The organism is Pseudoprevotella muciniphila (assembly GCF_003265305.2).
Lineage (GTDB): Bacteria > Bacteroidota > Bacteroidia > Bacteroidales > Bacteroidaceae > Alloprevotella > Alloprevotella muciniphila.
On the sequence record NZ_CP033459.1, the window covers coordinates 203,253 to 217,005 of the forward strand.

A 13,753-nucleotide genomic window follows, 5' to 3' on the forward strand; every position below is an offset into this window, starting at 1 on the left:
AAAATATTTGAAACTATAAAAAACTATAATAAGGCGGAGTTTTTACTTCTTACGAAATGATTTCTATTGGAACTTCATTTCTTTATGTTGCGCTGATTCAGATATTCCGCATAAATCTTGCCATATTTGGCATGTTCCTCGTATGTCTTTGAGAAATGGTGTTTGCCTGAACGGTCTGCACGCGCGCACATAAACAGGAAGTCGTTATGGTTGTAGTTCAAGACAGCATCTATGCAAATGGGGCGGGGTAAGTAAATCGGACCTGGAGGCAAACCCGCGTGGAGATATGTGTTGTAGGGACTCTCATGCATGGTGTGTTGTTTTAGGACGCGTCGCATCGTAAAGTCGCCAACGGCAAAAATCGCTGTTGGACACGACTCCAGTTTCATGCCTTTTTTAAGCCTGTTCATGTATAAACCTGCAATGATGGGCATGTCTTCCTTGTCGTTTGTCTCACGGTCAATGATTGAAGCAAGTGTGCTTACTTCAATAGGGGTCAGTCCGATATCTTTTGCTTTTGACAAGCGTTTTGAATTCCAGAATGTGTCATACTCCTTTTTCATACGCTCAACAAACTGTTCCGGAGTAATCGTCCAATATATCTCGTATGTGTCTGGGATGAACAGTGCGGCTATTGTGGTATCATTGACACCGCATTTTTCCTGAAGTGCTTTGTTGTGGAACGCGGCCTTTAGTTCGTCCTCGCTGCAACGTAGTTTTTTGGCAATCTTTTCTGCCAGCATATCCACAGTGTGCGTCTGGGGAATGGTTAATTTAAGTGGAGTTTGCAGGCCGTGGCGCAAGTTTTGTACAACAGTATATGTGCCTTTACCTTCGCCTACATCATAACGACCGGGAAGAATCTTCTTGGAATAGCCTCGCAGACTGCACAGAAACTTGAAAGTGCCAATCTTGCAAGGACCGGCAGTCGCTTCCAGTTTTGTATAGACGGAGTCGATGTTGTCATCGTTGTCTATGTAGAGCATTGCGTGCTCTTTAGATGTGAATCTGCCGAATATGATTGTGCTTATAACAATCGCCAGTAATGCTACGATGGTACAAACAAATCCAAGAATTAATTTCGAATATCTCTTTTTCTTTTGTCTTGATTTCATAACGAATGCAAAATTACAGAATATGAAAAAAACAAACTTCATTTAAGCAGATTTTTTCATGAAATTGTGTCCTGAATACTGCACTCATCGTAAACATTTTGTAAACTTGTCGAAATATTTTGAAAAAAATATTCTTAAAATTGTTTAGTCAAAAAAAGTTTATTAACTTAGCACTTTGTTAGAGTGTGGTGAAGAAAGAACAAGTCAGCCATGAGTGTCATCAAACAATGTGGTAAGGCTTATATGAACACGATAATCACTTTTGCATGATGCCAAAGAAGGATAATTTACACAAGGAACTCAAACGGCGGTTCGGATTTGACACATTTAAGGATAATCAGGAAGCCATCGTAAGAACACTTCTCAATCGCAAAGATGCCTTTGTGCTTATGCCTACCGGCGGAGGTAAAAGCCTTTGCTACCAGTTCCCTGCATTGCTCATGGAGGGAACAGCCATTGTTGTGTCGCCGCTTATAGCACTGATGAAGAACCAGGTGGATGCCATCCGTCAAATAAGCGAAAGCGATGGTATAGCACATTTCCTTAATTCTTCTTTAAATAAATCAGAAATAGATACCGTCAAGGCAGATGTGGCGAATGGAGTAACAAAACTCCTATATGTCGCTCCTGAAAGCCTGACTAAACAGGAAAACGTAGATTTTCTCGGCACAGTAACAGTGTCGTTCTTTGCTATCGACGAAGCACATTGTATTTCTGAATGGGGGCACGACTTCAGACCGGAATACCGCAACATAGCAGAGAGCATCACAAGAATTGCCAAAGTGCATATAAAAGAGGAAATTGACAGACTCAATGCATGGGATGAAATAAAAGCTATTTGTAATGAAGAAGAACTTCTCACAGAAGATGACCTGCTCGAAGAACTCTTCCAGAATTACGGCGGCGACAATGGTGCAGAAAAACTTGCTGATGAAATAAAAAAAACAACAGGAAAAGTTTTCGGATTCAATTATAAGAAAACACCGATAATTGCACTTACAGCCACAGCAACAGACAAGGTAAGAATGGATATCAAGAAAAATCTGCACATCTTAGAAGCAGAAGATTTCAAAAGTTCGTTCAACAGACCAAACCTTTACTACGAAGTTAGACCAAAATCGAACAAACAGGAAGAAGTTTACAAGGAAATAATAAAATTCATCAGTAAGCATCCGCACAAGAGTGGCATAATTTATTGTTTGAGCAGGAGTTCTGTGATGAGATTGGCAGAAGAACTGCAACAAAATAATATCAAGGCAAAGCCCTACCATGCAGGAATGGAGTCAAAGGAAAGGTCGGACACTCAAGACGACTTCCTGATGGAAAGAATAGATGTCATCGTGGCTACCATAGCCTTCGGTATGGGCATAGACAAGCCTGATGTAAGGTTTGTAATACACTATGACATACCAAAAAGCCTTGAAAGTTATTATCAGGAGACAGGCAGAGCCGGTCGGGATGGCGGTGAAGGTATATGCCTGGCTTTCTATTCTCCGAAAGACCTCGTGAAATTACAAAATTTTATGAAGGATAAGGGAGATTCGGAGAAACAAATAGGACAACAACTCATCAGGGAAACAAAAGCATACGCAGAATCGTCCGTGTGCAGAAGAAAATTGCTGTTGCACTACTTCGGTGAAGAATACGATAAGGATAATTGCGAGAATTGCGACAACTGTCTGCACCCAAATACCTACATCGAAGCAAAAGACGAATTGCTTGACCTGCTGAAGGTCATAAAAATCACAAAAGAGAATTTTCGCGACGATAACATCAAGGATTTCTTGCTCGGAAATGAAAAGCAAGAATTTTCGGCATTTCATTACGATGAGATGGAAGAGTTCGGTTGCGGAGACGACAGAGATGAAACAATCTGGAATGCCGTAATAAGGCAAGCCATTATTGCAGGATATCTAAAAAAGGAAATAGAAGAATATGGCGTGTTGAAAATTACAGCCGCAGGAAAGAAATTTATGAAACAACCGGAATCATTTAAAATAGTTAAGGACAAGGATTTCTCAGATTTGGAAACCAATGATCAAGAGCCGGCAGGAGCAACAGGTGCACTCGACCAATTGCTCTACGATATGCTCGCTGATGAAAGAAAAAGAGTGGCAAAGGAGAAAAACGTACCGATGTACGTCATTTTCCAGGACGCAAGCCTTCAGGCCATGGCCACTGTTTATCCACAAAACATCGACGAACTGCAGAATATTCCTGGTGTCGGTGAAGGTAAGGCAAAAAGATATGGAAAATCGTTCTGTGAACTTATCAAGAAGTATTGCGAAGAGAACGAAATAGAGCGTCCCGAGGATATGCGCATCAGAACAGTAGCCAAGAAATCTAAGCAAAAAGTCGACATAATAAGACAAGTCGATATGCAAAAAGATTTCGAAGTGATGCTCACAGCCCTCGACTTAGGAACCGAGGAATTGCTCAAGGAAATGGAGGCCATAGTATATTCTGGAACAAAATTAAACATCAATTATATAGTCGAAGAATACTTGGATGATGACGAAATCGATGAAATTTACAACTATTTCCTCAGTTCTGAAACAGACGACATAAGTGCTGCCATAGATACTCTCGGAAAGGATAAGGAATATGGAGAACCTGAAATAAGACTTGTAAGAATTAAGTTCCTCTCTGAACAAGCCAACTAAACATTATAAAACAGAATATGAACGATACGCAAAACAATACATCAGCCTACGATACATCATTATCTGCAGACAAAGAGAGCATGGCTGGACTCAATTTTATTGAACAAATCGTTGTAAAAGACTTAGCGCAGGGAAAAAACGACGGAAGACTGCAAACACGTTTCCCGCCCGAGCCCAACGGCTATCTGCATATAGGACATGCAAAGGCAATATGTATGGACTTTGGCATTGCTAAAAAGTATAATGGTATATGCAACCTGCGTTTCGACGATACAAATCCTCTCAAGGAGGATATGGAATACATGGATGCTATTAAGGAGGATATAAAATGGCTCGGCTTTGATTGGGCAGGAGAATACTATGCGTCCGATTATTTCCAGCAACTGTGGGACCTTGCCGTAAGGCTGATTAAAGAAGGCCGTGCATACGTTGATGAGCAGTCTGCCGAACAAATCGCTCAACAGAAAGGCACACCAACAAGGCCTGGCACTGACAGCCTTTATCGAAACAGGCCTATAGAAGAAAGTCTTGAACTTTTTGAGAAGATGAATTCCGGAGAGATAGAGGAGGGGAAAATGGTGCTCAGGGCAAAAATTGATATGGCTAATTCTAACATGCACTTCAGAGATCCCATCATCTATCGCGTTGTAAATCATCCTCATCCGCGTACAGGTAGTAAGTGGAAAGCATATCCAATGTATGATTTCGCACACGGACAGTCAGACTTTTTTGAAGGCGTAACTCACTCACTTTGTACACTCGAATTTGTTCCTCACAGGCCACTCTACGACCTTTTCATAGATTGGGTAAAAGAAGGACAGGATCTTGAAGACCATAGACCTCGCCAATATGAGTTCAATAAACTCAATCTAAACTATGTACTTCTCAGCAAAAGAAATCTGCTAATCATGGTAAAAGAAGGACTGGTCGATGGCTGGGATGACCCACGTATGCCGACGCTTTGCGGATTTAGACGCAGAGGTTATTCACCCGAGGGGATACGTAAATTCGTTGACAAAATCGGATATACCACGTTCGATGCGCTCAATGATTTCGCATTGTTGGAAAGTGCCATACGCGAAGACCTCAACGAAAGGGCAACAAGAGTGTCGGCTGTACTTAAGCCTGTAAAACTCGTAATAACCAACTACCCCGAAGGTCAGACAGAGGAAATGCAGGCTATTGACAATCCTGAACACCCTGAAGCAGGATGCCATACCATCACTTTTAGCCGTGAACTTTGGATTGAACAGGACGATTTCATGGAAGATGCGCCTAAGAAATACTTCCGACTTACACCAGGAAAAGAGGTACGACTTAAAAATGCGTATATCGTAGAATGTTCAGGGTGCAAAAAGGACGACGAAGGCAACGTAACGGAAATTTATTGTACATACGATCCGGATTCAAAGAGTGGAATGCCCGGTGCTAATCGTAAAGTGAAAGGAACTATTCATTGGCTGAGTACACAGCACTGCAATAAGTCAGAAGTAAGGCTCTATGACAGGCTTTGGATGGTTGAAAACCCAAGGGATGAATTGGCATCTTTGCAGGAAAATGAAAAATGTGATGCTCTGACAGCAATGAAAAAAATGATAAATCCGCACAGTCTGGATGTTCTGAATGATTGTTATGTGGAGCCATATCTCGAAGAACTATACGAAAGGGGTGAAAAATACTTGCAGTTCCAACGTATTGGCTACTTCACGTTTGACAAAAATTCAAGCAGTGAGAAACTCATTTTCAATAGGACAGTTAGCCTGAAGGATAGTTGGAAAAAATAACGGCAAAAGCATGTCGATAATTGATAAGGTATCTGTTTACGAACAAGCCGTAAAAAAAGGGAGTTCTATATACATGGATGCCAACGATTTGTTGGATATCTACGACTATTATGTTGACCACCAAAGGGAACTTGATGCTGAAGCCTGCTTACATACTGCTTTGCGCATTCATCCAGACAATGAGGATGTCCTTGTAACTTATGCTATATTTCTGCGAAGTCTGGGCAAACGTGAAGCGGCTTATAAAGTCGTAAAAGGCATAGAAAATCAACATGCTCCTGATGTGTTGATTTTTTATGGGGAGAATGAACTTAACAAAGCGAATATAGAAAAAGCAGAGAGATATTTTGACGCTATTCCGGAAGATGTACAACCTTATCAATGGCGGCTTCAGTATGATGTTGCACAAGTTTATTTTGACTACGGGTTTTATCAGAAAGCAAACATCTGGCTTGACAAATGCGATAATCCTCAAAATCCAGAATTCAGACAAGTGCTCGAACTCAGGGCTAAAATCTGTTATAATCTGGGGCAATACTCCAAGGCTGAACAGTTCATGAATAAATCCATCGACCTTAATCCTTACGATGAAATGTCATGGATTTATCTGTCTGAAATACAACTGAAGTTAGAAAAATATGATAAGGTCATAGAAAGCACAGAATATGCATTAGTTATAAATGCAGATGCTAAGCAGGCAATAAGGAATAAACTTTTGGCTTTGCTTAATCGGGACGATGCTTACGATTGTACTGACGCATTAAATTATTACCTTTCTCTTCAGGAAGGAATGGTTGTTGACATTAGTCTGCTTTGTATTTTGGTCGAAAAAATGATGAATTTTGCGCCGAGTGAAATTGTAGAGAAAATGATTATTTCGGCATTGGAAAATACCTCAGTTAATTCATTGGAACGCCATCGGTTGCTCAGTTACTATTGTTACATACTTATTGATAAAGGTGAATTATCTAATTCAAAGCAGGTTGTTCAAAGTCTTTGTATAAATGGTGAAAATTATCAAGCTGTGATGTATGATTATGTGTTACGCCTGCTGTCTAAAGGTTATGTTGACGAAGCCATGCTGTGTATGCAGGAGGTAATAGATAATGATACTTTTGATAACAGGTTTGCCGGATTATACGCAATGGAGTTCGTTAGGCGCAAATGTTTCGAGCCTGCGAAGTTTTTTTGGGAACGTGTCTTTTCAGAATATGAATGCATTAATGAAGATTATACTTATGCACTTGCAATGGCTGCTCACGAACTTAAATCTTCTAAACTTGCTGATATAATCGAACATGTTAAAAAAGAAGATTTCCTGGCATTCCACTATTTTAGCAATATATACAATGTGTATACATGGGAAGAAGTTGTGAAAAAAGCAAAAAATGAAGCAGAAACGTGGAAAAAGTAATGAAAAAATGTGTAAAACAAGTTTTTTTTATAATTTTGCATTCGAAATAATAAATAATATGTCAGTAGAACTCTATCATAGCCATTTGCATCTTGCCTCAGAATAAGGTGAGTCCTACTTTCTATGATGAGTTGGAAATAACGGCTTGCCTATTGTAAATAGGTGAGCCTTTTTTTAGTAGTAAAATATACCAAAAACTTACCAATATGTTAAGAATAGCAATACAGTCCAAAGGACGGCTCCACGATGATGCCATGAACTTGCTCTCCGAAGCGGACGTAAAAATACGTGAATCTAAACGTACTTTACTCGTGAAAGCAACGAATTTCCCTGTAGAAGTTCTGTTTCTTCGCGACGATGATATTCCTCAGACCGTCGCTAACGGAGTGGCTGATATAGGCATAGTAGGACTTAATGAGGTAGAGGAAACCGGTTGTGCCGTGGATATCGTGCGTAGTCTAGGCTTTGGTGCTTGCCGACTTTCTCTTGCATTACCAAAAGATCTGAAATATGAAGGGCTGCAATGGTTCAACGGTAAGAAAATAGCAACTTCTTACCCAGCAGTCCTACGAAAATTCCTGAGCAAAAACAATATAGATGCAAAAATACACATCATTTCCGGAAGTGTGGAAATCTCTACAGGAGTAGGCATTGCTGATGCTATTTTCGATATCGTAAGTTCTGGGTCAACATTGGTCAACAACAATCTCAAAGAGGTAGAAACTGTAATGCAAAGTGAAGCAGTGTTTGTGGCAACAAAAAACCTCGATACAGAAAAAAAACAAATTCTCGATGAATTGCAGTTTCGTTTCGATGCCATAAAGAGTGCAGAAAACAAAAAGTATGTCCTTTTGAATGCACCTGACGACAAGATCTCAGAAATTATCAGTCTTCTGCCGGGTGTGAAGAGTCCTACAGTAATGCCCCTCGCTGAAAAAGGGTGGAGCAGTGTACATACAGTGATTGATGAGGTGAAATTTTGGGAAATTATCGGTCAACTGAAAGCACATGGTGCACAAGGCATTCTGATTATAGATATTGAAAAATTGATTGTATAGTTTTGCCTCTGATGATGAATGTAATATACAACCCAAATCGCTCACAATGGCAAGAACTTACACAAAGACCTGTCTTTGATGTAACAGAACTGTTCAGTGTGGTAAGCCCTATTTTTAAAGCAGTGTCTGAAAGAGGCGACGATGCTCTGAAAGAACTGGAGTTGCAGTTTGATAAAGTGTCGCTGCAGACATTGCGTGTTGGAGATGACGAGATTAACGAAGCCGACTCTTTACTTGATACGAACTTGAAGGATGCCATCAATAAAGCATACGACAATATTTATGCCTTCCATGATGCGCAGAGGTTTGAACAAATTGAAGTAGAAACAATGCCTGGCGTGAAATGTGTACAAAAGGCTGTTCCGGTAGAGAAAGTAGGCTTGTATATACCGGGTGGAACTGCGCCTCTTTTTTCTACTGTCCTCATGCTCGGCGTTCCCGCCAAAATAGCAGGCTGTAAACAAGTGATAGTTTGTACTCCGCCCTCTTGCGAAGGAAAGGTAAATCCTGCTATACTCTATGCTGCAAAATGTTGTGGAATAACGGAAATATTCAAAATAGGAGGAGCACAAGCCATCGCTGCAATGTCGGTAGGCACTGCTTCCGTTCCAAAAGTTGACAAAATCTTTGGACCTGGCAACCAATACGTCATGGCTGCCAAACAACTTGCTGCATTGTCTAACGTGGCTATTGATATGCCTGCAGGACCAAGCGAAGTAGAAGTACTTGTTGATGACACATGCGTGCCGGCTTTTGTGGCAGCTGACCTTTTAAGTCAGGCTGAACACGGACCGGATAGTCAGGTCGTGTTGGTCTCTACAACAGACAATGATGTTGTAAAACTAATAGAAGAAGAGTTAGAACACCAATTAAACGAACTTCCAAGAAAGGACTTCGCTGCAAAAGCACTTCGAAATAGCAGATGTGTGCTGTTTGACAATATGCAAGATGCCATCGATTTTACGAACGAATATGCGCCAGAACATCTTATTATAGCAGCAGAAGACTATAATGATATTGCAAATCAAATAACACACGCAGGCAGTGTGTTCCTCGGAAATTACAGTTGTGAAAGCGCAGGAGACTATGCCTCGGGAACTAACCACACACTGCCAACAAAAGCATGGGCAAAAGCATATAGCGGATTATGCCTCGATAGTTTCATCAGGAAAATCACATTTCAGGAAATAACAGAAGAAGGTGTTAAAAATCTTGCCGGCATAGTGGAAACAATGGCAGAGGCAGAATGTCTCGACGCACACAAGAATGCAATGAAATTTCGCAGAAAAAGTCTGAATATATGAATCTAAAAGATCTTGTAAGACCAAACATTTATGCTCTTGCACCCTATAGTTCTGCAAGGGATGAGTATCAGGGACATGACGCAGCAGTTTTTCTTGATGCAAACGAAAGTCCATACAATAAACCTTACAATAGATACCCTGATCCTCTTCAACGCGAAGTAAAAGAGAAAATAAGTCAGGTAAAAGGTGTGCCTCCTGAAAACATATTTCTCGGGAATGGCAGTGATGAGGCCATAGACCTCATTTTCAGAGTGTTTTGTGAGCCTGGACTCGATAATGTTGTGGCTATAGAACCGTCGTATGGCATGTATGCTGTATGTGCAGATATAAACAATGTGGAGTATCGTAGGGTAAAACTTCATAACGACTTTTCTTTTTCTGCTGAAGACATTATGCAAATCGCCAACAAGCGGACAAAGGTTGTTTTTCTGTGTAGTCCTAATAATCCTACAGGCAACCTCATGGATAGAAAGGAAATCCTGAAGTTGCTCGACCTCTTTCAAGGAATTGTAGTCGTGGACGAGGCATACGGAGATTTCGCAAATGGAAAGTCGTGGAGATTTGATGTTAACACATTCCCTCAGTTAGTTGTTTTGAATACATTCTCTAAAGCATGGTCGTCTGCAGCAGTAAGGCTTGGAATGGCGTTTGCCGACAAGGAGGTTATACATTATTTTAATAAGGTTAAATATCCGTACAATGTCAATCAACTGACACAGGAATATGCACTCGATTTACTTAAACACAGTTATGATGTAGAGAAGTGGGTGAAATTGATTCTCGGCGAGAGGCCTAAAATGATTTCTGCATTTGCAATGCTGCCTTATTGTGAGAAGGTCTATCCGACAGATGCAAACTTTTTCCTTGCAAAAGTAAGTAATGCACAGAAAATATATGACTATCTTATTAGGAAAGGAGTTGTTGTGCGAAATCGCTCAAAAGTAACACTTTGTGAAAATTGTCTGAGAATTACAATCGGTACACCGCAGGAAAATACTGCACTTCTAAGTGCGCTACGCCAGTTTGAAGAATAAATTAAGAACAATACAAATGCCAAAAAAACTGCTATTTATCGACCGCGACGGAACGCTCATCAAGGAGCCTGAAGACGAACAGATAGACGCATTCGATAAACTCGAGTTCGTGCCTAATGTGTTCACGGCTTTGGGAACTATTGTAAGGTCATCGGACTATGAACTTGTCATGGTAAGCAATCAGGATGGACTCGGAACAGACGCTTTTCCTGAAGAAACATTCTGGCCGGTACAAAATTTTGTATTGAAAACATTAGAGCAAGAAGGAATTAGTTTTGCAACAGTTCATATAGACCCACATTTCCCGCAAGATAACCATCCAAACAGGAAGCCTGGAACAGGTATGCTTGAACCATACCTCAAAAACCCTGAATACGATATTCCGAATTCATACGTAATAGGCGACAGGGATACTGATGTGAAACTGGCAGAAAATCTTGGATGCAAGGCGCTGAAACTGTCCGGCAAAATGGATTGGCTGAGAATAGCAGAAATCTTAATAGCAGGAGAACGTACTGCAGAGATTCATCGCGTTACGAAAGAAACGGATGTATATGTGAAAATAGAACTCGATAATCCTCAGCAATGTAATATAGATACAGGACTCGGTTTCTTTAATCACATGCTCGAACAAATCTCACACCATGGGGCAATAGGGCTTACTGTCCAGACAAAGGGAGATCTTCATGTGGACGAACACCACACCATCGAAGATACAGCGCTTGCACTTGGAGAATGTCTGAAAAAAGCCGTTGGAAACAAACTTGGCATTCAAAGATACGGATTTTCGTTGCCAATGGATGAATGCCTCTGCCAAGTGGCTCTCGACTTTGGAGGACGACCTTGGCTTGTGTGGGAAACGGATTTCAAAAGAGAAAGAGTGGGAGATGTGCCAACAGAAATGTTTCTGCATTTCTTCAAAAGCCTTTCAGATGCAGCAGCAATAAACTTGAATATAAAAGCAGAAGGGCAGAACGAACACCACAAGATAGAAGGCATTTTCAAAGCATTTAGCAGAGCACTTAGGATGGCATTAAAACGAGATACAGACTACCTAGTGCTCCCTTCTTCAAAGGGAATTCTTTGATATTTTCAAAGAAAAATTTTGCTAATCCAAATGGCAGATGTATCTTTGCATTCGAATTTGGAACAAGGCGCTTTCGTCTAGCGGCTAGGACACATGCCTCTCACGCATGGAACACGGGTTCGATTCCCGTAGGCGCTACAAAATAGGATGCTACTTATGGCATCCTTATTTGTTTTTAGTCGTATTATGGCGATAAGTCTCGTATAGATGCTCGCTTAAAATGCGTTCGTGAACCTTCCTGTCAATCATCTCTGACACATCTTCTCCTTTTATAAGCCTCCTTCTTACGTCTGTGGAACTGAATCTGAACAATGGGGCATTCATCAGCGTAACATTCTCAGGCAGAGCAGACGTTATATCGTAGCCCTCGCGAGGGTAGATTAAAATCTTGTAGTTTTCAACAATTTTCTTGTAGTTTTTCCATTTGTCAAAGCAAAGCCAGTTGTCTGCACCGATAATGAGGGCAAATTCCTGAGTAGGGTAGGCTTCTTCAAGTGCTTGGAGAGTCTGCCATGTGTAGGAAGGCCGTGGCAGGTGAAACTCAAAGTCCGATGCCTTTACATGGGCTATGTGTCGGACTGCTGTTCTTGCCAAGGAGAAACGTTGTTTTTCAGGAAGAAGTGAGTTTTCTTCCTTCAGAGGATTTTGAGGAGATACCATCAGCCAAACTTCGTCAGCATATCCTTGTTGCACAATCCATTGTGCAAGACCTGTGTGCCCAAGATGAATAGGGTTGAAGGACCCGCCGAAAATACCTGTCATTTTGAATTGATGAAATCCACAACCGTTTCTACAATTTCTGCTTTAGCAGTCTCAAGGTCGTCATTGATGATGCGTTTGTCGAATTTGTCTGCAAAAGACATTTCATATTCGGCGCGCCTAATGCGGTCTTCGATGACTTCCAATGTGTCTGTGCCGCGTTTAACAAGGCGTTGGCGAAGCACTTGAATAGAGGGTGGGGCAATGAAAACACTCAAAGCACGTTTCCCATATATTTTTTTGATATTCTCCGCGCCAATAACATCAACATCGCAGACTACATTCTTTCCTTTTTTGAGTTTTTGGTCCACTTCGCTCTTTAAAGTGCCATAAAACTTGTCCTCATACACCTCGCAATATTCCAAGAACTCGTTTTTCGCTATTTTCTCGCGAAATTCTTCAGGAGTCAGAAAATAGTATTCCACACCATCTTTTTCTGTTCCTCTCGGTGCACGGCTCGTGGCTGATACTGAGAAATGCAAGTTTTCTACCTGACCCATCAAATGCCCGATGAGAGTACTTTTGCCACTTCCACTCGGAGCAGATATAATTAGTAATTTTGCCATAATGTTCCTGTTTAATGCGATCTATTATTAGCAGTAGTGCGAATTATAAGACATTAAGTACTTGTTCTTTGATTTGTTCCAATTCGTCCTTCATCTTAACGACGATGTTTTGCATCTCTGCTAAGTTGCTTTTTGAACCGGTAGTATTTATCTCACGACCCATTTCCTGTGCAATGAAGCCAAGTTTCTTTCCTTGTCCGGGTTCCAAATCCAACGTCTCGCGGAAGTACTTCAAATGATTGGTAAGACGCTGTTTCTCTTCACTGATGTCGAGTTTCTCTACGTAGTATATCATCTCTTGCTCAAGGCGGTTCTTGTCGTAATCCACGCCCTTGATGTCTTCAAGATGGTCTTTCATGCGCTGATAAATCTTGTCGATGCGGTGCTGTTCGTATGGTTCTAACTGACCTAGCAGGTGCTCTATGTTGTCTGCTTTCTCCATGAATTTTTCATAAAGAGCGGCACCTTCTTGAGCGCGGAATTCAACGAGGTTGTCAATAGCCTCATCAACTGCTTTCTTGGATGCAGCCCATTCTTCATCAGATAAATCGTCAATAGTGCTGTTTTGTGAAGTTTCAGGAAGACGAAGTACGATATCCCAATAATTCTCTGGCTCAGAGATACCCAGTTCCGAACTAATGACCTTAATCTGGTCTCTGTAACTCTTTATGGCATCCGAATTTAGCACGGCAGTTGAATGTCCGCTTTCTTTCTCTGTCCATAGTGTAAAATCCACCTTGCCACGCTGAAGTCGTGCGGATATCATTTGTCTTATTTCCATCTCTTTCTCATGATAGCCGGGTGCTATGCGGGCATTGATGTCAAGATTTTTGCTATTGAGCGATTTTATTTCAATGTGGATTTTTTTGAATGAGAAGTGGGCATCGGCTTTACCGAAACCCGTCATGGAATGAATCATAAGTAACGATTTTAAATTTTATGCGAAAATAAAAGAATAACAAGGATTGA

The 13,753-nt window shown here is 41.0% G+C and carries 11 protein-coding genes and 1 tRNA gene; 8 read left to right on the forward strand and 4 right to left on the reverse strand.

The window, feature by feature from the left end:
* Positions 1 to 74 precede the first annotated feature (74 nt).
* Positions 75 to 1,157, reverse strand: a complete 1,083-nt coding sequence (mltG, locus tag C7Y71_RS00860) for an endolytic transglycosylase MltG (protein ID WP_111898754.1) — start codon at positions 1,155 to 1,157, stop codon at positions 75 to 77.
* Between the two features lie 227 nt (positions 1,158 to 1,384).
* Here mltG and C7Y71_RS00865 point away from each other — a divergent pair, with 227 nt between their 5' ends.
* The 8 genes from C7Y71_RS00865 to C7Y71_RS00900 all read left to right on the forward strand — a co-directional run bounded on the left by C7Y71_RS00865 (position 1,385) and on the right by C7Y71_RS00900 (position 11,597).
* A complete protein-coding gene (locus C7Y71_RS00865; RefSeq protein ID WP_111898755.1) occupies positions 1,385 to 3,778 on the forward strand; it encodes a RecQ family ATP-dependent DNA helicase in 2,394 nt (797 codons plus the stop codon).
* Between the two features lie 80 nt (positions 3,779 to 3,858).
* Positions 3,859 to 5,562 carry a glutamine--tRNA ligase/YqeY domain fusion protein gene (locus C7Y71_RS00870; protein WP_226943585.1) on the forward strand — a complete coding sequence of 568 codons (1,704 nt, stop codon included), beginning with the start codon at positions 3,859 to 3,861 and terminating at the stop codon, positions 5,560 to 5,562.
* Between the two features lie 10 nt (positions 5,563 to 5,572).
* Entirely contained in the window at positions 5,573 to 6,976 is a 1,404-nt protein-coding gene (locus C7Y71_RS00875) for a tetratricopeptide repeat protein (protein WP_111898757.1), read from the forward strand.
* A 206-nt stretch (positions 6,977 to 7,182) separates the two neighbouring features.
* Positions 7,183 to 8,034, forward strand: coding sequence for an ATP phosphoribosyltransferase (gene hisG / locus C7Y71_RS00880; protein ID WP_111898758.1), 852 nt, complete (start codon positions 7,183 to 7,185; stop codon positions 8,032 to 8,034).
* Positions 8,035 to 8,048: 14 nt separating this feature from the next.
* Positions 8,049 to 9,338, forward strand: a complete 1,290-nt coding sequence (gene hisD, locus C7Y71_RS00885; protein WP_111898775.1) for a histidinol dehydrogenase — start codon at positions 8,049 to 8,051, stop codon at positions 9,336 to 9,338.
* Positions 9,335 to 10,372, forward strand: coding sequence for a histidinol-phosphate transaminase (gene hisC, locus C7Y71_RS00890; protein ID WP_111898759.1), 1,038 nt, complete (start codon positions 9,335 to 9,337; stop codon positions 10,370 to 10,372). Before hisD ends, hisC begins: the two co-directional genes overlap by 4 nt.
* 16 nt (positions 10,373 to 10,388) lie before the next feature.
* Positions 10,389 to 11,459, forward strand: a complete 1,071-nt coding sequence (gene hisB / locus C7Y71_RS00895; RefSeq protein WP_111898760.1) for a bifunctional histidinol-phosphatase/imidazoleglycerol-phosphate dehydratase HisB — start codon at positions 10,389 to 10,391, stop codon at positions 11,457 to 11,459.
* Between the two features lie 66 nt (positions 11,460 to 11,525).
* A tRNA-Glu gene (locus C7Y71_RS00900) sits at positions 11,526 to 11,597 on the forward strand.
* 27 nt (positions 11,598 to 11,624) lie between these two features.
* Here the strand turns inward: C7Y71_RS00900 and nadD are convergent.
* The 3 genes from nadD to C7Y71_RS00915 are packed head-to-tail and all read right to left on the reverse strand — an operon-like array spanning position 11,625 to position 13,703.
* Positions 11,625 to 12,221, reverse strand: a complete 597-nt coding sequence (gene nadD / locus C7Y71_RS00905; protein WP_111898761.1) for a nicotinate (nicotinamide) nucleotide adenylyltransferase — start codon at positions 12,219 to 12,221, stop codon at positions 11,625 to 11,627.
* Complete coding sequence (gene gmk, locus C7Y71_RS00910) at positions 12,218 to 12,784, reverse strand: guanylate kinase (protein ID WP_111898762.1); 567 nt, start codon at positions 12,782 to 12,784, stop codon at positions 12,218 to 12,220. The genes nadD and gmk overlap by 4 nt, the downstream gene beginning before the upstream one ends.
* Positions 12,785 to 12,827: 43 nt before the next feature.
* Positions 12,828 to 13,703 carry a YicC/YloC family endoribonuclease gene (locus C7Y71_RS00915; protein WP_111898763.1) on the reverse strand — a complete coding sequence of 292 codons (876 nt, stop codon included), beginning with the start codon at positions 13,701 to 13,703 and terminating at the stop codon, positions 12,828 to 12,830.
* Between the last annotated feature and the right edge of the window lie 50 nt (positions 13,704 to 13,753).